Origin of the sequence: Thermoactinomyces sp. CICC 10735 (assembly GCF_016055175.1) — a bacterium.
GTDB classification, from domain to species: Bacteria; Bacillota; Bacilli; order Thermoactinomycetales; family Thermoactinomycetaceae; genus Thermoactinomyces; species Thermoactinomyces vulgaris.
In genome coordinates this window covers 340187-359436 of the sequence record NZ_JAECVT010000003.1, presented here as the reverse complement: position 1 = coordinate 359436, position 19250 = coordinate 340187, and the positions used below count along the sequence as shown (strand labels likewise).

The 19250-nt window shown below is 49.4% G+C and carries 20 protein-coding genes; 19 read left to right on the top strand and 1 reads right to left on the bottom strand.

The genetic code is table 11. From position 1 onward, the window contains the following. The first annotated feature begins 5 nt into the window (after positions 1-5). The 19 genes from atpA to spoIID all read left to right on the top strand — a co-directional run bounded on the left by atpA (position 6) and on the right by spoIID (position 18166). Entirely contained in the window at positions 6-1523 is a 1518-nt protein-coding gene (atpA, locus tag I8U23_RS08040) for a F0F1 ATP synthase subunit alpha (RefSeq protein ID WP_037996634.1), read from the top strand. An 82-nt stretch (positions 1524-1605) separates the two neighbouring features. Then, a complete protein-coding gene (gene atpG, locus I8U23_RS08035) occupies positions 1606-2481 on the top strand; it encodes an ATP synthase F1 subunit gamma (RefSeq protein WP_037996636.1) in 876 nt (291 codons plus the stop codon). A 57-nt stretch (positions 2482-2538) separates the two neighbouring features. Next, positions 2539-3945, top strand: coding sequence for a F0F1 ATP synthase subunit beta (gene atpD / locus I8U23_RS08030; protein WP_037996637.1), 1407 nt, complete (start codon positions 2539-2541; stop codon positions 3943-3945). 132 nt (positions 3946-4077) lie between these two features. Next, positions 4078-4335: an ATP synthase F1 subunit epsilon gene (atpC, locus tag I8U23_RS08025; RefSeq protein ID WP_037996704.1), complete on the top strand. Its 258-nt coding sequence runs from the start codon at positions 4078-4080 to the stop codon at positions 4333-4335. A gap of 289 nt (positions 4336-4624) precedes the next feature. Further along, on the top strand, positions 4625-4996 hold the full coding sequence (locus I8U23_RS08020) for an NADH-quinone oxidoreductase subunit A (protein WP_037996639.1): 372 nt from the start codon (positions 4625-4627) through the stop codon (positions 4994-4996). Further along, positions 4987-5505 carry a NuoB/complex I 20 kDa subunit family protein gene (locus tag I8U23_RS08015; protein ID WP_049720706.1) on the top strand — a complete coding sequence of 173 codons (519 nt, stop codon included), beginning with the start codon at positions 4987-4989 and terminating at the stop codon, positions 5503-5505. The genes I8U23_RS08020 and I8U23_RS08015 overlap by 10 nt, the downstream gene beginning before the upstream one ends. Continuing rightward, the gene (locus I8U23_RS08010; RefSeq protein ID WP_370526928.1) at positions 5502-6203 is read left to right on the top strand and encodes an NADH-quinone oxidoreductase subunit C; all 702 of its coding nucleotides are present in this window, start codon (positions 5502-5504) and stop codon (positions 6201-6203) included. The genes I8U23_RS08015 and I8U23_RS08010 overlap by 4 nt, the downstream gene beginning before the upstream one ends. Before the next feature lie 5 nt (positions 6204-6208). Next, positions 6209-7309, top strand: a complete 1101-nt coding sequence (locus tag I8U23_RS08005) for an NADH-quinone oxidoreductase subunit D (RefSeq protein WP_037996645.1) — start codon at positions 6209-6211, stop codon at positions 7307-7309. Next, on the top strand, positions 7309-8283 hold the full coding sequence (gene nuoH / locus I8U23_RS08000; RefSeq protein WP_049720705.1) for an NADH-quinone oxidoreductase subunit NuoH: 975 nt from the start codon (positions 7309-7311) through the stop codon (positions 8281-8283). The genes I8U23_RS08005 and nuoH overlap by 1 nt, the downstream gene beginning before the upstream one ends. A 25-nt stretch (positions 8284-8308) precedes the next feature. After that, on the top strand, positions 8309-8752 hold the full coding sequence (gene nuoI, locus I8U23_RS07995; protein ID WP_037996710.1) for an NADH-quinone oxidoreductase subunit NuoI: 444 nt from the start codon (positions 8309-8311) through the stop codon (positions 8750-8752). Next, the gene (locus I8U23_RS07990) at positions 8752-9255 is read left to right on the top strand and encodes an NADH-quinone oxidoreductase subunit J (protein WP_037996647.1); all 504 of its coding nucleotides are present in this window, start codon (positions 8752-8754) and stop codon (positions 9253-9255) included. Before nuoI ends, I8U23_RS07990 begins: the two co-directional genes overlap by 1 nt. A 1-nt stretch (position 9256) precedes the next feature. Next, the gene (gene nuoK, locus I8U23_RS07985) at positions 9257-9562 is read left to right on the top strand and encodes an NADH-quinone oxidoreductase subunit NuoK (protein WP_037996651.1); all 306 of its coding nucleotides are present in this window, start codon (positions 9257-9259) and stop codon (positions 9560-9562) included. 39 nt (positions 9563-9601) lie between these two features. Beyond that, a complete protein-coding gene (gene nuoL / locus I8U23_RS07980; RefSeq protein ID WP_049720704.1) occupies positions 9602-11458 on the top strand; it encodes an NADH-quinone oxidoreductase subunit L in 1857 nt (618 codons plus the stop codon). Beyond that, positions 11455-12975 carry a complex I subunit 4 family protein gene (locus I8U23_RS07975; protein ID WP_121874272.1) on the top strand — a complete coding sequence of 507 codons (1521 nt, stop codon included), beginning with the start codon at positions 11455-11457 and terminating at the stop codon, positions 12973-12975. The genes nuoL and I8U23_RS07975 overlap by 4 nt, the downstream gene beginning before the upstream one ends. Before the next feature lie 4 nt (positions 12976-12979). Beyond that, a complete protein-coding gene (locus tag I8U23_RS07970; protein ID WP_062843229.1) occupies positions 12980-14488 on the top strand; it encodes an NADH-quinone oxidoreductase subunit N in 1509 nt (502 codons plus the stop codon). 154 nt (positions 14489-14642) lie between these two features. Continuing rightward, on the top strand, positions 14643-14885 hold the full coding sequence (locus I8U23_RS07965) for a DUF1146 family protein (protein ID WP_037996714.1): 243 nt from the start codon (positions 14643-14645) through the stop codon (positions 14883-14885). A gap of 73 nt (positions 14886-14958) precedes the next feature. Then, positions 14959-15687, top strand: coding sequence for a YwmB family TATA-box binding protein (locus I8U23_RS07960; protein WP_037996659.1), 729 nt, complete (start codon positions 14959-14961; stop codon positions 15685-15687). An 18-nt stretch (positions 15688-15705) separates the two neighbouring features. Then, a complete protein-coding gene (murA, locus tag I8U23_RS07955) occupies positions 15706-17001 on the top strand; it encodes a UDP-N-acetylglucosamine 1-carboxyvinyltransferase (protein WP_037996661.1) in 1296 nt (431 codons plus the stop codon). Positions 17002-17143: 142 nt separating this feature from the next. Further along, positions 17144-18166, top strand: coding sequence for a stage II sporulation protein D (gene spoIID / locus I8U23_RS07950; protein WP_037996663.1), 1023 nt, complete (start codon positions 17144-17146; stop codon positions 18164-18166). Here spoIID and splB read toward each other — a convergent pair. Beyond that, positions 18154-19173, bottom strand: coding sequence for a spore photoproduct lyase (gene splB / locus I8U23_RS07945; protein ID WP_049720760.1), 1020 nt, complete (start codon positions 19171-19173; stop codon positions 18154-18156). The two genes, spoIID and splB, sit on opposite strands and share 13 nt — an antisense overlap. Positions 19174-19250: the final 77 nt, after the last annotated feature.

The window sequence follows — 19250 nt, the reverse complement described above, 5'->3', positions numbered from 1 at the left end:
CATTTATGAGCATTAAACCGGAAGAGATCAGCTCTCTGATTAAAGAGCAGATCGAGAATTACCGTTCCGAAGTGGAAGTGACGGATGTCGGCACCGTCATTCAAGTAGGTGACGGGATCGCACAAGTTCATGGCCTTTCCAACGCAATGGCGGGTGAGCTGGTTGAGTTTAAAAACGGCGTCATGGGAATGGTTTTGAACTTGGAAGAACACCATGTGGGGGTTATTATTTTAGGACCTTATCAGGATATTCGTGAAGGGGATCAGGTCAAACGCACCGGCCGCTTGATGGAAGTTCCGGTGGGGAAATCGCTTCTTGGCCGTGTCGTCAACCCGTTGGGTCAACCGCTTGATGGAAAAGGCCCCATTGAAACCACCGAATTCCGTCCCGTCGAATCTCCTGCACCGGGTGTCATTGACCGGAAATCCGTCCATGAACCTCTGCAAACAGGAATCAAATCGATTGACTCCATGATCCCGATCGGACGCGGGCAGCGTGAGTTGATCATCGGGGACCGTCAAACCGGGAAAACCACGATTGCCATTGACACCATCATTAACCAAAAAGATGAAGACATGATCTGTGTTTATGTGGCAATCGGGCAAAAGCAATCGACTGTTGCACAAGTTGTTGAAAAGCTTCGCCGCTACGGTGCGATGGATTACACCATTGTGGTGGTTGCCAGCGCTTCGGATCCGGCACCGCTTTTGTACCTCGCTCCCTATGCCGGATGTGCAATGGGTGAATACTTCATGTACAATGGCGGTCATGTTCTCTGCGTTTATGACGACTTGACCAAACAAGCCGCTGCTTACCGCGAGCTTTCGCTCTTGCTCCGTCGTCCGCCAGGCCGTGAAGCTTATCCGGGGGACGTGTTCTATTTGCACTCCCGTTTGCTCGAGCGGGCTGCAAAATTGTCCGACGAACGCGGCGGCGGTTCCTTGACGGCACTTCCGTTTATTGAAACCCAAGCCGGGGACGTGTCCGCATACATTCCGACCAACGTGATCTCCATCACCGACGGGCAAATTTTCTTGGAATCCGATTTGTTCCACTCCGGTTTCCGTCCGGCGATCAGTGTGGGGACGTCGGTATCCCGTGTCGGTGGCGCGGCGCAAACCAAAGCCATTAAAAAACTTACGGGAACGTTGCGTTTGGATTTGTCCCAATACTATGAGCTGGCGGCTTTTGCCCAATTTGGTTCGGATTTGGACAAAGCCACCAAAGCAAAACTGGAGCGGGGAAAACGCACCGAGGAAATTTTGAAACAGGAGGAACACCATCCGCTTCCTGTTGAGAAACAAGCGGTTTCCTTGTATCTTGTCACTAAGGGGCACTTGGATGACATCCCGGTGGAAGATGTGCGCCGTTTTGAGAAAGAATTCCACAGCTATCTGGAAACCAATGAAGAAGGCATTCTGAAATCGATCCGGGAGAAAAAAGCGCTTGAAGACGAGACCGAAGAAAAACTGAAAAAAGCAATCGAAACCTTTAAAAAAGGGTTTGCGGTTACCGAGAAATAAGCCGTTTCAGATAAAGTAGAAAAGAGTCGCTGGTCGTCAGCGGCTCTTACGGGGAGACTGGCAGCGGAAAGGCGGTGAAAACATGGGTCAATCGATGCGTGAGATCAAAAGGCGCATTCGTTCGACGGAAAAAATGAGACAAATCACCAAAGCGATGAAGATGGTTGCAGCCGCGAACTTGCGCCGTGCACAGGAAAGAGCCGAAAAAGCGCGTCCTTATGCGGAAAAAATGCGTGAAGTGATCGTAAGCATTGCCCAAGGTACGACGAATGCAAAACATCCCATGCTGGTTTCGCGCCCCGTACGTAAAACAGGCTATCTTGTGATTACGTCGGATCGCGGCCTTGCGGGAGGATACAACAGCAACCTTTTGCGGATGTTGCTTCAGACTTTGAATGAACGGCATCAAAGCAAAGATGAGTACGTATTGTTTGTCATTGGCCGGAAAGGCCGGGACTTCTTGAAAAAACGCAATTATCCAGTCATTGATGAGATTACGGGACTTTCTGATTCACCTTCTTATGATGAAGTGCAAGAAATTGCGAAAAAAGCCGTTCGTTTTTATGCAGAAGAGAAATATGACGAGCTGTACATCGTTTACAACGAGTTTGTAAACCCGGTTGTTCAGCGGCCTTTGGACAAACGGTTATTGCCGCTTGCGAGCGAGGATTTGAGCGGGCAGAAACAAGGTCCGAAAACAGCTTACGAATATGAACCATCGCAGGAAGAAGTGTTATCCGTCTTGCTCCCCCGGTATGCTGAATCTCTGATTTACAGCGCCTTACTCGACGCGAAAGCAAGTGAATTTGCTTCCAAAATGACAGCGATGAGCAATGCAACGGATAATGCGACGGAGTTGATTGATCAATTGACGTTACAGTTGAACCGTGCGCGTCAGGCTGCAATTACTCAGGAAATCGCTGAAATTGTCGGCGGTGCATCTGCGCTAAACGGCTGAGCATGATCTTTTCACAAGTGAAGAAACCAGTGCATGGCAGTTTAAGGAGGGAATTCGATGAGTTCTGGACGTGTGCTTCAGGTTATGGGGCCGGTTGTGGACGTTGAGTTTGAACGCGGACATCTGCCTGAGATTAACAACGCGATTAAAGTCAAGCGGGCGGACGGAAGCGAGCTTGTTTTGGAAACAGCTTTACATTTGGGAGATAACACGGTGCGTACCGTAGCCATGGCATCCACCGACGGTTTGGTCCGGGGGATGGAAGCGATCGATACGGGAAGACCAATCTCCGTACCCGTCGGACGTCCGACATTGGGACGGGTGTTTAACGTATTGGGAGAGCCGATTGATGAGGCCGGAGAAGTAAAAGGAGCCGAAAGACACTCCATTCACCGTCCGGCACCGAGCTTTGAAGAACAATCGACTGAGCAGGAAATGCTGGAAACGGGAATCAAAGTGGTTGACTTGCTTTGCCCTTATGCCAAAGGTGGAAAAATCGGACTCTTTGGCGGTGCGGGAGTAGGAAAAACCGTTTTGATTCAAGAGTTGATCAACAACATCGCACAAGAGCACGGCGGATTGTCGGTGTTTGCGGGGGTTGGTGAACGTACCCGCGAGGGGAACGATCTTTATCATGAGATGAAAGACACCGGGGTCATCGACAAAACCGTCATGGTGTTCGGACAGATGAACGAGCCCCCGGGGGCGCGGATGCGTGTGGCTTTGAGCGGTTTGACCATGGCGGAGTATTTCCGTGATCAAGAAGGTCAAGACGTTTTGTTATTCATTGATAACATTTTCCGCTTCACCCAAGCCGGATCCGAGGTGTCCGCACTTTTGGGCCGGATGCCGTCTGCGGTGGGTTACCAACCCACATTGGCAACGGAAATGGGTCAATTGCAAGAACGGATCACCTCCACGAAGAAAGGTTCCGTCACCTCCATTCAGGCCATTTACGTGCCGGCTGACGACTACACCGATCCGGCTCCGGCGACCACCTTTGCCCACTTGGATGCGACCACCAACCTGGAACGTCGTTTGTCTCAAAAAGGGATTTATCCGGCGGTGGATCCGCTGGCATCCACTTCCCGCATCCTGACGCCGGAAGTGGTGGGAGAAGAACACTATCAGGTTGCCCGTGGCGTGCAGGAACTCCTGCAACGTTACCAAGAGTTGCAAGACATCATTGCCATCTTGGGAATGGATGAATTGTCCGAGGAAGATAAAATCGTGGTTGCCCGTGCACGGAAAGTGGAGAAGTTCTTGTCGCAAAACTTCCACGTTGCTGAGCAGTTCACCGGTAACCCGGGAGTATACGTGCCGGTGAAAGAAACGGTTCGCAGCTTCAAAGAAGTGCTGGAAGGAAAATATGACGACTTGCCGGAAGACGCTTTCTACATGGTCGGCGGCATTGACGAAGCCGTTGAAAAAGCGAAAAAACTGGGTTATACCCGCATGGTGTAGATCCCGGCATTTTTTGCGGCGGGTTTCCGGTTGAACCGGTTTGCCGATCGATGGATACACGGCTCACTCCGCAGGACAAGGAGGTGAAGCCCTGCCACATCCCGTGGTTGTTCCCGGGATCAGCAGGTCATGATGGGGAATAAAGTGCAGTTGGATATTGTAACGCCTGAGCGGATTGTTTATTCCAAGCACATTGATATGGTGGTGACAAAGGCGGCCAATGGAGAGATTGGCGTGATGGCCAAGCATGTTCCGTTTGTGAGCCCGATTATCGGGGATACCGTTCGGGTGAAAAATGACGGATCGGAAGAGACGTTTAAAATCAGCGGCGGGTTCATTGAAGTGCGCCCTGATAAAGTCACCATTCTTGCTGAATCCGCAGAGGTATAAAAACGGATCTTCAAAAAGACACCTTTTCCGAAGGTGTCTTTTTTATTTTAAGGTTTGTGAAAAATATTTCCCGCTTTTGGTAAACCATCTCAGATAAGCGCTATTTTTCTCAAGGACACGATCCTTCTCACAATTGGGAAAGTAGTGTATAATCAAACAATAGAGGAGGGGATTGCCAACTTTTTAGCACTGCTTTAAAAAAGCATTTTATTACTGAAAAATTAGTATTTCATTCAAAGAATGTAAGCGTTTTATTTTTTGTATAGATCAAGATGAAGGAGGGGTTTGTTTGTCTGCCGTCAGTCACGGGATCATTGCCATCTTTTTTATTCTCGGCATTGTTCTGCACATTGTGGCGCTTTCCATTGGAAAACTGCTTCGTCCCCATCAGCCCGCCCCGGATAAGGCCATTTCTTATGAAAGCGGTGTGGATCCGACCGGGGACAGTTGGATTCAGTTTAATGTCCGCTATTATTTGTTTGCGCTCTTGTTTGTCATCTTTGATGTGGAGGCGGTTTTTTTATACCCTTGGGCAGCCGGTTACGATGTTCTGCGCTCTGAGGTGGGGCTGTTCATTCTGGTGGAAATGGTTTTGTTTGTTTTCTTTCTGATCCTGGGTTTGCTTTATGCTTGGAAAAAGAAGGTGTTAGAATGGGAGTAAATTTTGAAAAATTGGCTCCGGTTGAGGAGCAGGAATTAAAGCGCAATGTGGTGACGACGAATTTGGAACAGATCAAAGCATGGGCGCGCAGCAGTTCTTTATGGCCCCTTACTTTCGGGTTGGCATGTTGCGCCATTGAAATGATGGGCACGGGGGCCCCGCATTATGATCTCGACCGGTTTGGCGTCATTTTTCGTGCGTCCCCGCGCCAGTCGGATGTCATGATTGTCGCAGGAACCGTGACCAAAAAAATGGCGCCTTTGTTGCGCAGATTATACGATCAAATGCCGGAACCCAAATGGGTGATTGCCATGGGGTCTTGTGCTACTGCCGGCGGACCGTATGTGAAATCTTATTCTGTTGTCAAAGGCGTTGATCAAATTGTGCCGGTCGATGTCTACATTCCGGGATGTCCTCCCAACCCGGCAGCCTTGATTTACGGAATCAACAAATTGCAGGAAAAAATCCGTTATGAAGCCAAACACGGGAAGAAGGTGACGAACCGGTGAGTTCTCATGAAGAGGATCGGAAAAAATCTGAAGAAAAAGAAAAAGGACTGGAAGAGAAAAACGCATCAACTGCTGGATCAAGTCCAAATGCTTTAGAACCGGAAAAACCGGCTCCCCAATCCCCGAAACCGAAAGACAAAGCAGTTCCCCGGCGGGCAAGGTCTGCTTCCGTCCGTTCCAAACCAGCCGACAAAGAGGAGAAAAAACCGGAAGAGCCGTCACCGCTTGAACCGGTTTTAAAACGTTTTAAGCAGGAAATCGTGGAAAAAGCAGGGGAAGACGCCGTGGTTGAAGATTATATCAACCGGGCCGGCGAACATATTCCCACGTTTGTCATCGCCAGGGAAAAGTGGCTTGAGGTGGCCCGGCTTTTGAAAGAAGATCCGTTGTTTTCCTTTGATTATCTGCGCAATTTATCGGCTGTGGATTACCAAAAAGAAATCGAAGTGGTATATCAGTTTTACTCTTTCAAAAAGAAACACCAGATTGCCATTCGCGTCAAAACAGACCGGGATGAAGCCAAAGTGCCGAGTGTGGCTCATTTATGGAAAGCAGCCGACTGGAATGAACGGGAAGCTTATGACCTGATGGGAGTGGTTTTTGAAGGGCACCCGAATCTGAAACGGATTTTGTTGCCGGATGAATGGGTGGGGCATCCGCTCCGGAAAGATTACGAACCACTGGATAAGGAGGTTTAATCCTTGTGCTTAGAACGGAAGAAATGTTGCTGAATGTCGGACCTCAACATCCCAGCACCCATGGCGTGCTCCGTTTGGTCGTGAAAATAGACGGGGAAATCATTGTGGATGCCGAGCCGGTGATTGGATACCTCCATCGGGGAACCGAAAAGCTGGCGGAGGATCTGAATTATACACAAATCATTCCCTATACGGACCGGATGGACTATCTGTCCGCCATGACCAACAACTATTCCATCGTCCATGCCACCGAAAAGCTGATGCAACTGGAAGTTCCGGAAAAAGCCCAATTTTTGCGGGTGATTGTGATGGAACTGAACCGGATTGCCAGCCATTTGGTTTGGATGGGAACTTATTTGTTGGATATCGGTGCTTTAAGCCCCTTTTTATATGCATTTCGGGACCGCGAAAAGATTTTGGATCTGTTTAATGAGTTGTGTGGTGCCCGGATCACGTTCAACTATATGCGCGTGGGCGGTGTCAAATGGGATGCGCCTCCGGGTTGGATTGACAAGGTCGGGCAATTCGCGGAGGACATGAAACGGCAAATGAAAGAATACCATGATCTCATCACCGGAAATGAAATCTTTATTCAACGGACCAAAGGAATCGGGGTGGTTTCGCCGTCGCTGGCCATTGAATACGGACTGTCGGGTGCCAATTTACGGGTGACCGGCGTGGATTGGGATTTGAGGAAGAACCAGCCGTATTCGATTTATGAACGGTTTGATTTTGATGTGCCGGTCGGGAAAACCGGAGATTTGTATGAAAAATATTTGTGTCGGATGAGGGAAATTGATGAATCCTTGAAAATCGTCGAACAAGCGGTTGCTCAGTTCCCCGAAAGCGGTCCGGTCATGGGAAAAGTTCCCCGGGTCCTACGGGTTCCGGAAGGAGAGATTTATTGCGGTATCGAATCTCCACGGGGAGAGCTGGGTTGCCATATTGTCAGCAATGGGAAAGACAAACCGTGGCGGTTGAAGTTCAGGCGTCCGTCTTTTTATAATTTACAGATACTCCCGACTTTATTAAAAGGAGAGAATATATCCAATTTGGTGGCGATTTTGGGCGGAATCGACATTGTGCTCGGGGAGGTGGATTGTTGATGAATCCGTGGATGATCATCGGACCGGTTCTGCTTTTGCTGATCGTACTCGGGTTTGTGACGTATGCCATTTTGTTTGAGCGGAAAGTGCTGGGCTGGATGCAGAACCGCATCGGCCCGAACCGGGTGGGGCCCCGGGGGATGTTTCAAACCGTGGCGGATGTTTTGAAGCTGCTCATCAAAGAAGATGTCATTCCCGCAAAAGCGGATGCCGGATTGTTTAAATTGGCGCCGGCGATTGCCTTTGTTCCCGCTTTTGCCGTGATGGCGGTGATTCCTTTCACCCCTTCCATTCAGTTTTCTGACTTTGCAGTCGGTTTGCTGTATTACATGGCAGTTTCCAGCATTACCATCATCGGAATCCTGGTGGGAGGCTGGGCTTCCAACAACAAATATGCATTGATCGGCGGGATGCGTTCGGCAGCGCAAATGATCAGTTATGAAATTCCGCTGGTGATGTCTGTCGTCGGGATTGCTTTGTCGGTCGGTTCATTAAATCTGGCCGAGATTGTGGAGGCCCAAAAAGAGGTTTGGTTTATTTTTCCGCAATTTATCGGTTTTGTGGTCTTTTTGATCGCGTCGGTTTCGGAATTGAACCGGACGCCGTTTGACCTGCCGGAAGCCGAATCGGAACTGGTGGCCGGTTACCATGTGGAATATACGGGTTTCCGGTTTGCGTTTTTTATGTTGGCGGAGTATACCTACATTTTTGCCATGGCATCCCTGACGACCGTGCTTTATCTGGGCGGATGGAATGCGCCATTCGGCTTCACGTGGGTTCCGCCGGTCCTTTGGTTTATATTGAAATTTTTGCTGGTCGTGTTTTTCCTGTTCTGGTTGAGAGCCACCATGCCGAGGATTCGTGTCGACCAACTGATGCAGTTTGCATGGAAGGTGTTGTTGCCGGTCGCTCTCCTCAATATTTTGCTGACTTGTCTTTTAAAAGAAGTGCCGGTGATCGGGACTTATTATTAACGGAAAAGGATTGGAGGGGAAAATGGTGCTTGGCTTGATCAAAGGGTTGGGAGTCACCCTCAAAAACATGACAAAGCCGAAGGTCACTTACCGGTATCCGGATGAGCCGCTCGAGATGCCGGACCGCTTTCGCGGAATCCAGCATTTCGATCCGGAAAAATGCATTGTCTGCAACCAATGTGTCCGCATCTGCCCGACCGATTGCATTTCACTGACGGGGAAAAAGCATCCGGAAAAGAAAGGGAAAGTGATTGACACTTACGATATTAACTTTGAAATTTGCATCTTATGTGATTTATGCACGGAAGTTTGCCCGACAGAAGCCATTGTCATGACCAATAACTATGAGCTCGCCGTTTACGGAAGGGATGAATTGTTTAAAGATTTGGAGTGGCTCAACCAAAATAATACAAAGATTCGAAAAGAAAACAGCACCAATCTCATCAAAAAACCGGGAGGAAAAAAATAATGCCCGTAAACGCTGAATTCATTGCATTTTTTATCCTTTCCGTCATGGCGATTGGCGGGGCCGTGTTTATGATCAACTTTACAAGGGTCATCCATATGGCTTTGGCGCTCGCATTCACTTTCTTCAGTATCGCAGGCATTTATTTGCTCTTAAACGCCGAGTTTTTGGCGGTGATCCAGGTGCTGATCTATACCGGGGCCGTTTCGATTCTCATGTTATTCGGGATCATGTTGACCAAACACCGGGATGAAGAGAAAAGTTCGATTGCGCCATGGCATGCCGTGCTCGGTTTTATCACTGTCGCTGCCTTTTTTGGCGTCATGATGTGGATCATTTATCAGGTGCCGGTATGGAGCGAACCGCATAACGGTGAAGGATGGAACGTCGTCCGGTTGGGAGAGCGGGTCTTCACTGAATACGTGATCCCGTTTGAACTGGCATCGATCTTACTCTTGGTGGCACTGGTCGGGGCAGTCATTCTGGCAAAAAGGGAGGAGAAATGAGATGGTCATCACCTCATATCTTGCTTTGTCGGCCATCTTGTTCAGTATCGGTTTGTATGGCGTGTTGACGAAGAAAAACGCCGTGATGGTCCTGTTCTGCATTGAGTTGATGTTTAACGCCGCGAATATCAACTTTGTGGCATTTTCCAAATTTGGTCTGTTTCCCAATCTGGCGGGCCAGATCTTCACACTGTTTACGATTACGGTGGCAGCGGCGGAAGCGGCTGTGGGGATTGCCATTTTGATTGCCTTGTACCGGCAGGTGTCCACGGCGGAAGCCGACCGTTATCATTCGCTGAGAGATTAGCGGAAGCAATCAAACTTCTAAAAGAAGGAAGGGTCAGAAATGGAAGCAAACATGGCTCTGTTGATTCCTCTTTTTCCTTTCATTGCATTTCTTTTGCTTCTGTCCGGCCGTGGATTCATCCAAAGGAAAATTGCGGCCGCAACAGGAGTGACGGCAACTTTTCTTTCTTTGTTGCTGTCCGTTTACGTTTGGTTGTCCGGGGAAACCGTCACATGGAACATTCCTTGGTTGAATCTGGGGGACGTTGCGGTTTCATTCAGCATCCATCTGGGTTCCCTGCAAATCTTGATGCTTTTGATCATCAGCATCGTCAGTTTTCTGGTTCATCTGTATTCGTACGGTTATATGGAACGGGATGACCGGATCCGGGTGTTTTATGCTTATTTGGCTTTGTTCACTTTTTCTATGTTTGGTCTGGTCATGGCGGCCAATCTGTTGTGGATCTATATCTTTTGGGAATTGGTCGGGGTTTGTTCCTTCTTGTTGATCGGGTTTTGGTACTTCAAACCGGAGGCCAGGGAAGCGGCACACAAAGCGTTTGTCGTTACAAGGATCGGGGATGTCGGTTTCTTCATTGCCATTCTCCTGATGTTTTGGCATGTGGGAAGCTTTGAAGTTTCCGATTTGAAAACGGCTGTGGTTTCCGGGCAAATGTCCCCCGGTTTGATCACTTTGTTGGCAATTCTCATCTTTATCGGAGCGGTTGGAAAATCCGGACAGTTTCCATTACATACCTGGTTGCCGGATGCCATGGAAGGGCCGACGCCGGTCAGTGCCCTGATCCATGCGGCCACCATGGTAGCCGCCGGGGTTTATCTCGTTGCCAATCTGTTTTTCCTCTTTCAGGCATCTCCTCCGGCCATGGATGTGGTGGCTTATATCGGGGGGTTCACTGCGATTTTTGCCGCAACCATCGGATTGATGCAGCATGATGTCAAACGGGTGCTTGCTTATTCCACGGTGAGCCAGCTCGGCTTCATGATGTTGGCCCTGGGTTCGGCCGGATATGTGGCCGGGGTTTTTCATCTCTTTACCCACGCTTTTTTTAAAGCGTTGTTGTTTTTGGGAGCCGGCGCGGTCATTGTTTTGCTCGCCCATGAACAGGATTTGCGGAAGATGGGCGGGCTTTGGAAAACCCACCGCCAACTCGGTGTTTGGTTCTTGGCCGGTTGTTTGTCCATTGCGGGGATTCCGCCTTTCTCCGGGTTTTTCTCCAAGGATGAAATCTTGTTTTCCGTTTACCAGGATGGAAGGACGGGGCTTTTTGTCACCGGTTTGATTGCCTCCTTCTTCACGGCTCTTTATATGTTCCGCCTTTTCTTTCTGGTATTTGCCGGGGAACCGAGGGGTCCCAAGGCAGACCGTCCGGTGCCTGCCGTGATGATGATTCCGGTGGCCGTGCTCGGGATTCTTTCAATTGGAAGCGGATGGGTCGGTTTGCTTCCCGGCGGGGGGTTTGAAAACTGGTTGGCCGCCGGCAACGAATCCGTTTCGGATGCCGCATCGGTTCCGGTGTGGTTGGCGGTCGTGACGGTTGCGGTTTCCCTTGCCGGAATCGGATTGGCCTGGCTGTTTTACGGAAACGGTAAGTTCAGCGCCTGTCAGGCGGCACAAACCGTTCCTTGGCTCCATCGCCTGGTTTTGAACAAATATTATGTGGATGAATTGTATCAGTATTTGTTTGTCTGGACGATCAAAGGAATCGGCTGGTTTTTGTCCGGATGGGACCGGTTTGTGATTGGTGGGATTGTCCGGTTTGTCAGTTGGGTCGTCCAATGGATCGGGCGTTTGGGTTCCAAGATCCAAAACGGGCAGGCACAGACTTATGTGTTGGTGAGTGTGATTGGTTTTGTCCTTTTGATGGTAGGAATGACAGCGGGGAGGTTATTTAAATGAGTCGGTTTGATTGGATGCCTTCATTGGTCACGTTTCTCCCGCTTTTAGGGGCTTTGGTTCTCATTTTTCTTCCCCGTGAGAAAGTGCGCTGGCACCGGATTTGCGGGATTTTGTCCACACTTCCGCCGCTTTTGCTGTCCCTTGTGATGTATGCGCAATTTGATCAGGGGTTGAAAGGGTTACAGTGGGTGAAATCGGTTGTCTGGTTTCAAATCCCCCTCTTACAGGGAGAACCGTGGACTTTTCATTACAGCATGGGAGTGGACGGATTATCGCTTCCCTTCATCGTTTTGACCACCCTGATCAGTGCCGTGGCTGCCGCGGCATCCGGATTCATCAAGGAGGAGACCAAAGGGTTTTACCAGCTGTTTTTGCTCTTGGAGACAGGGATGATTGGTGTTTTTTCCGCATCCAATCTGTTTCTCTTTTTCATCTTCTTTGAAGTTACATTGATTGCCGCTTATTTTCTGATCGGAAAGTGGGGATTTTTGGGCAGGGAGAAAGCAGCCAACCAGTTTTTGTTGTTTAACGGGCTGGGATCCGGATTCCTTCTGTTTGCCATGGTGGGTTTGCTGCTTCTCTTTGGCACGTTGGATTATTCGGTGTTGCAAGACCGGATGGATCAGGTGATGGGGCAATTTGCGCTGTTGCCCCCGGTTTTGAAAACGATGTTGTGGGGAACGTTTGCGGCACTGGTAATCGCATTTTGCATTAAGTTGCCCGTGTTTCCTTTCCACAGCTGGATGTTAAAAACCCACGTCGAAGCTCCCATCCCGGTGGTGATGGTTCATGCCGGGGTTCTGCTGAAGATGGGGGCTTACGGTTTAATCCGGTTCGGGTTGGGGTTGTTCCCGGTGCAAATGAAGGAAATCTCCATCTATCTGGCTGTGTTCGGTTTGATAAACATCTTGTACGGAGCCTGTATTGCCATTGTGCAAAAAGAGTTGAAGCATGTGCTGGCTTATTCCAGTGTCAGCCATATGGGGATCATTTTGTTCGGGTTGGCCGCTTTAAATACGGCCGGACTAAACGGAGCGGTTTTCCAGGCGGTGTCCCACGGGATCATTTCGGCACTGCTTTTCTTCCTCGTCGGCAGCATTTATGACCGTGCCAAAACGACGGAATTGGATGATCTGGGCGGACTGGCCAAATCGGCACCGGTACTTTCGGGGATTTTCCTCACCGGTGGATTGGCGCTTTTGGGATTGCCGGGGCTGTCCGGTTTTATCAGCGAGTTTCTGGCCTATCTCGGCGTGTTCCAAAACCATCCGGTGATTGGGGCGGTCGGGGCACTCGGGTTGATTTTCACCGTGGTTTATGCATTGCGTGCTGTGTTGAAAACGACCTTCGGACCGTTGCCGGAACGTTTTCAGGCGGTTGGCGATCTGCATTTGCGCGAAAGCTTTCCGATGTTGGTGATGGTGCTGTTGATTGTCCTGATCGGTGTTTATCCGGCCGTTTTGAGTGCGCCGATGCAAGAAACGTTAGATCTTATTGTATCTCGGATCGGAGGGTAGGGGCATGATGCAAACATTGCTGGATTTTGACCTGAGGGTGATGGCCCCCGAGCTGACGATCGTCGTTGCCGCCGCTCTGTTGATGATTTTGGATTTGTTGTTGAAAGAAACGGTGTCAAAGAAATGGATGGGCATCTTCGGGCTCATGGCCATCTTGGCGGCAGGCGTTTTTGTCGGCATGGGTTGGGGGCATGAACCGTATCAGATTTTGGGGGATTCGTACCGGATTGATCATTTGAGCTTGACGCTCAAAGGCATTTTGCTTGCCGGAACGGCTTTGGTTTTCTTGTTTTCCTTCCGGAAAGACGAAGAGTTAAAAGCGGAAAGCGAATATTATTCTTTGCTTCTTACCGCTTTGCTCGGTGCCATGATCATGGTGTCGTCGGCGGAGTTGATCACATTGTTCGTCGGTCTGGAGCTGTTGAGCCTCTCATCCTACATATTGACTGGGATTCGGAAAAAACGGACTGATGCGACCGAAGCGGCATGGAAATATGTCGTTTTGGGAGGGGTTTCTTCCGCTTTTATCCTGTACGGGATGTCCTTTCTCTATGGATTGACCGGAAGCACCCACTTGTTTGAGATACGGGACCGGGTTGCGGAAGTTTCGGCAACTGATTACCAGTTGTTCCTCTTTTTGTCGTTCTTTTTAATGATGGTCGGATTTGGTTTTAAAATTTCATCCGCGCCTTTCCACACCTGGGTTCCCGATGTTTACCAAGGCTCGTCAACCCCGGTGGCGGTGTTTTTGGCTGTGGTGTCCAAAACCGCGGCGTTTGCTCTGGTGCTCCGGATGTTGCTCGGGGCCTATATTCCGCTGGTGTCAAACGGTGTCTGGAATGAAGTGATTTCCTGGACATTGATGATCATGGCAGCAGCTTCCATGATTGTGGGAAACACGGTGGCATTGCGCCAAACCAATGCCAAGCGGCTGATGGCTTACTCCAGCATCGCCAATGCCGGTTATCTGCTGGTTCCTCCCGCAACGATGGGATTTGTGGGATATGATCTGTTTCCGAGTCTGGTGTATTACCTCATCGCCTACCTGTTCATGACGGCCGGGGCCTTTGTGGTGATTGAAGTCGTGGGAAAAGAGACGGGAACCTATGATTTGAGAGCTTTTTCCGGGTTGTACCAACGTTCGCCGGGGCTGGCGGTGATCATGACCCTGTTTATTTTGTCTCTTGCCGGCCTTCCCGTGACGGCGGGGTTTGTAGGGAAATTTTACATTTTGATGAGCGCGGTGGCCAGTTCACACAACTGGCTGGCGCTCATCATGATCATCACAACGGTGATCTCTTATTACTACTATTTTCGCATCGCCCGGCACATCTATTTTAGAAGAGCCGGGGATGATGGGAAGCTGAACGTCCCTTGGACGGTGATGGCCGTCATCGGGATCGGATGTTTGGGCACCTTTTTGTTGGGATTGATGCCGGACTACTTCTTTCAAGCCTTGGGGGATCTGGATTGGATGTCTGCGTTCTCCCAAGCTGCCAATACTTCACCATAGGCGCTCTTTTCATCAAGCGGAATCTGAAAGCATACCCCTCTTCAGAAGGGGTATGCTTGTTTTGTTCATGCATTTGCAAAAATATCTTTTGCGCATTCGCCATTTTTTTTGTACCATGGTAGCATGTGAACATATGCCTGAGGGAGTGCATATTATGGATGGGACGACGCAGCTGGCCTTGTCGGGGCTGGTGAACATATTCCTCTCGATCTTAAGCATTGCCTTTGTCTGGTGGATCTTGCTGGGCATGCGCATCGAGCAACTTTTCAAAAAGAATCACACGGCTCAGATCAGAGCCTTGATGATCGTCTTGTCGATCATTCTCGGGCATCAACTGGCGTCCTTTTTTATTGATTATCTCAGTTGGTCCAGGCTGATCAGCCAGCTGATTCACTGACCGGCTCCACGTATATCCTTTTCCCTGAATGTGAAGAATGGGAATAATAAGAATTCAGGGAGAGGGATGGAAAATGTGGGGGATTGTGAAAAAAGTGATTCTTTTTTGTGTTTTTTTGCCTTTTGTATTCATTGGATCACAGGAACAATCCCAACCCGAAGGGCAATTGATCAAAGCGTTCAAGAAAGTCGGGGTGGAACCGGAACGATATGTGTTGCATTATGGAAACCGGCTGCACCGGGCAATGAGCCAACAAGAGATCGAAGAGTGGACACAAGCATTGAGTCGTTCATTAAATATCGGGCCGTTGGAACGCAATGATGAATTTGCCGGAATAAAATTTTCGGCGGAAGGGATCATCGAGCGAAACATTTTGGTGAAAATGGCCGTGATCAATGATGAACCGTCTGAAGAATTCATCCATCCATATTTGTCCATTCAATTGGAAGGAAAAGGAAGTGACCGGGAAAACTGGCAAGCTGCCCGCGATCATGTGACGCGTGTTTTGTTAAATCATGGCATTACTCCATCTTATCATTATTCCGTTCAGGGAAGCAGGCCGGTGCAAAACGAACAGGAGGAATATTTACTCGCGGAGATTTTCCGGCTGTTGAAAGCGGAAGAGGTGGAAGCGATGCGTACGGATCATACCGTCAGCATCTCCGCACTTTCTCCGTTGTTACCGGCAGGCATCAAAACAAGAGGCGGCATGATGAATATGCAAGCGGCCGTTCGGATGAATCAGGATGCCCATCGCATGGTTATCACTTTAGGCACGCCAATTATCACCATCGAATATTAGTTTTTGGGGGGAAAAGCTTTGGAAAAGATCATCGTTCAAGGCGGAACACGTTTAAAAGGAAGAGTGAAAGTACATGGCGCCAAAAATGCGGTACTTCCTTTGATTGCCGGATCCATTTTGGCATCCAGAGGGGACATCAGGATTACGGATGTTCCGCTTTTGGAAGATGTGAAAACCATCACTCAACTTTTGAAACGCTTGGGGATCCAAGCCGATCTGGGTGATGACCAAATTGTGATCAATGCAGAAAAAGTGGAATCCACCGAAGCGCCTTATGAACTGGTGCGCAAGATGAGAGCTTCTGTTTTGGTGATGGGACCCCTGCTTGCCAGGAAAAAACACGCACGGATTCCTCTCCCGGGAGGATGTGCCATCGGAAGCAGGCCGATTGATCTGCATTTAAAAGGACTGGAAGCCATGGGTGCCCGGTTTGACATCGGGCAAGGCTACATTGAAGGGACCATTGACGGGCGTCTTCATGGAGCGACGGTTTATCTGGATTTCCCAAGTGTCGGAGCAACCCAAAATATCATGATGGCAGCAACATTGGCTGAAGGCCGGACAGTGATTGAAAATGCCGCTTGTGAGCCGGAAATCGTGGATCTTGCCAACTTCCTCAATGCGATGGGTGCAAAAATCCGGGGAGCCGGTACCGATGAAATTCGCATCGATGGAGTGGATATTTTGCGGGGAACAGAATACACCGTGATTCCCGACCGGATCGAAGCCGGAACTTACATGGTGGCGGCTGCCATCACCCGCGGCGAAGTTTTTGTGGAAGGGGCCATTTCCGATCATTTGGTTCCGCTGATTGCCAAGATGCGTGAAATGGGAGTCCATGTGCTTGACGGCGAAAACGGGATTCACGTTCGTGCAGACGGGGATTTGAAACCCGTGGATGTCAAAACCTTGCCCTATCCAGGATTTCCGACGGATATGCAATCACAGATGATGGCTCTTTTGCTTACCGCAAACGGAAACAGCATGCTGACGGAAACCGTGTTTGAAAACCGGTTTATGCATGTGGAAGAGTTTAAGCGGATGGGGGCGCAGATTAAAATCGACCGGCGCACCGCATTGATTGAAGGTGGAAAACCGTTGTCGGGAGCTCAGGTGAAAGCCACGGATCTGCGTGCCGGTGCGGCCTTGATTTTGGCCGGATTGGCAGCGGAAGGAGTCACCGAAGTGACGGAGTTGCATCATGTGGATCGCGGTTATGTGGACATTGTCGGGAAATTGAGAGGCTTGGGAGCCAAAATTGAACGGGTGAGCGAGGAGAAAAGTTCCAAGACGGAACAAAAATCTTTTGCATGACCAAACGAAGGTCAAGCGGCTTCTTTGAAGGGAAGCCGCTTTTTTCTTTATCAGGGAATCTACGAATTCCGGTTCTAAAAAAAGGGGTTTTTTTCATAGCTTAGTAGTGAACGCTGTGATTCAAATGGAGGCGAAGAACAGATTGCACAAAGGATTGCTGATGGTATTGTTGGGGCTTGTGGGCGTTATTCTTTTGATTCCGGTGTTTCTGGTTGCTTGGGATTCCGATGTCCCACCGGAGGCATTGGCAAAAGAGAAAGCATTGCAAAGTGAAAATCAGGATATCCGGGTTAAAGTGTACCTGACAGAGTCGAAAAAAGTGATTCAATTGCCGTTGGAAGAGTACATTTACGGTGTCGTGGCGGCGGAAATGCCGGCGGATTTCCACAAGGAAGCCTTAAAAGCCCAGGCCTTGGCTGCCCGGACTTATATCGTGGACCGGTTGGAGCGAAAAGATTATTCGGATATGTCCAAATGGGGGGAAGAAGCAAAGAAAGCACATGTCACGGACACGGTGAACCATCAGGCTTTTAAAACGGATGAAATGTTGAAGCAGGAGTGGAAAGCCCAATATGAAACCCTCCGGAATTCCATCCGGGAGGCCGTGAGGGAAACCGACGGCCAGATCATTACCTATCAGGGAAAGCCCATTTATGCTGCGTTTTTCTCAACCAGCAACGGCTATACCGAGAATTCGGAGGAGTATTTCAAACAAAAGTATCCTTACTTGCGGAGTGTGTCTTCCCCATGGGATCGGATGTCCCCAAAATATATTCACCGGCATACGTTGTCATGGGACGAGTTTGTCAGCCGACTGGAAAAGAAAACCGGACAGGCAGTCAGCCTTCCCGCCACAACCGGTACGCGTTTGATCCAGGTGACCGAGCGTACAAAAGGAAAAAGAATCGCCAAAATCAAGATTGGCGATCAGACATTCACCGGCAGGGAAATCCGGGAAGCATTGGGATTGGCTTCAACCGATTTTGATGTGGCGGTACAGGGGAATCAACTTCAAATCACCACCCGCGGATACGGACACGGCGTCGGCATGAGCCAATGGGGCGCCAATTTGATGGCAAAGCAGGGAAAAAAGGTGGATGAAATTATTCAGCATTACTACCAGGGGGTAAAGATCGAGCCTTTCTCCCCCGATCAAGTGAAATAAAGAATTTCTGCCCGGGGAAAGTAAGTGGAAATGGTGCGGTGCATGAAATCTTTGATTTCGTCCATTTGCTCTTTGGGATAAACATACTTTATCCGTCCGTAAGGGCCCCATTTTTTTCTCCGCTTTTCATCGTCCATGTCCAGCTTGGTCTTGGGATAACGTTCTTCGATGACCCGTTTGGCGCTTTGCGTGTAACGGTGGGTGATGAGTTCAAAGGTCAAATCATCCACTTTGGGAAGGCGATTGGACAATTTTTTCAATAAGGCCTGGTATTGTTCTTTCCATCCGGAAAAAGACATGATGGGAGCGATGATGAATCCGAGCGGGTAGCCGGCTTCTGCCACTTTTCCGGCGGCTTCAATCCGGTCCGGCAACGGTGAGGTTCCCGGTTCAAAATGTTTGACCACATAATCGGCATTAATGCTGAAGCGAAAACGGGTATGTCCCTTGTGGTCGGCATTTAAAAGGGATTCCACATTGGCGTACTTGGTGACAAAGCGCAAACGGCCCAACGGCTGTTTTCCCATGAACTCGATGGTTTTGTAAAGCGACCCCGAAATATGTTCGATGCCCACCGGATCGGAAGTACATGCGGCTTCAAACCGGGTGATTTCCGGAGCACGTTCTTGGATGTATTTTTCGGCTTGGGAAAAAATTTCATCCAGGTTGACATAAATCCGGATATAAGGACGTTTTCCGAGCGTTGTTTGCAGATAACAGTAATGGCAATGCCCCATACAGCCGGTGGCCAGCGGAATGGCATATTCGGCTGAGGGCTTGGATTGTTCGAATTTTAATGATTTCTTCACTCCGATGACCAAGGTCCGCTTGGCAATCCGGTATTTATCCAACGGGGTCTCTCCCGGCAGGCCGGTCACCTGGTTGTGCGAGGTTGTTGGCCGGACCGGAATATTCATGCTTTGAAACCTTGCCACCAATTCTTTTCCGAGTGGATAGTCCAAAGCTCCGGGCTCGTAGTAGACCAGATCAGGCTCAAAGGGTTTTATCACCGTTTCACCTCCTTCTGCCAAGCCTTTTCTAAAGTATGAGCCAAAGAAATGAAGATCATGTATGTCTCAGTTTT

Coding starts and splice junctions, on each gene's coding strand:
- atpC (WP_037996704.1), top strand. CDS start 4,078: ATGGGGAATAAAGTGCAGTTGGATATTGTAACGCCTGAGCGGATTGTT.
- I8U23_RS07970 (WP_062843229.1), top strand. CDS start 12,980: ATGATGCAAACATTGCTGGATTTTGACCTGAGGGTGATGGCCCCCGAG.
- I8U23_RS07990 (WP_037996647.1), top strand. CDS start 8,752: ATGCCCGTAAACGCTGAATTCATTGCATTTTTTATCCTTTCCGTCATG.
- nuoH (WP_049720705.1), top strand. CDS start 7,309: ATGAATCCGTGGATGATCATCGGACCGGTTCTGCTTTTGCTGATCGTA.
- I8U23_RS08015 (WP_049720706.1), top strand. CDS start 4,987: ATGGGAGTAAATTTTGAAAAATTGGCTCCGGTTGAGGAGCAGGAATTA.
- I8U23_RS07965 (WP_037996714.1), top strand. CDS start 14,643: ATGGATGGGACGACGCAGCTGGCCTTGTCGGGGCTGGTGAACATATTC.
- nuoK (WP_037996651.1), top strand. CDS start 9,257: ATGGTCATCACCTCATATCTTGCTTTGTCGGCCATCTTGTTCAGTATC.
- I8U23_RS07960 (WP_037996659.1), top strand. CDS start 14,959: ATGTGGGGGATTGTGAAAAAAGTGATTCTTTTTTGTGTTTTTTTGCCT.
- I8U23_RS07975 (WP_121874272.1), top strand. CDS start 11,455: ATGAGTCGGTTTGATTGGATGCCTTCATTGGTCACGTTTCTCCCGCTT.
- atpA (WP_037996634.1), top strand. CDS start 6: ATGAGCATTAAACCGGAAGAGATCAGCTCTCTGATTAAAGAGCAGATC.
- atpD (WP_037996637.1), top strand. CDS start 2,539: ATGAGTTCTGGACGTGTGCTTCAGGTTATGGGGCCGGTTGTGGACGTT.
- nuoL (WP_049720704.1), top strand. CDS start 9,602: ATGGAAGCAAACATGGCTCTGTTGATTCCTCTTTTTCCTTTCATTGCA.
- atpG (WP_037996636.1), top strand. CDS start 1,606: ATGGGTCAATCGATGCGTGAGATCAAAAGGCGCATTCGTTCGACGGAA.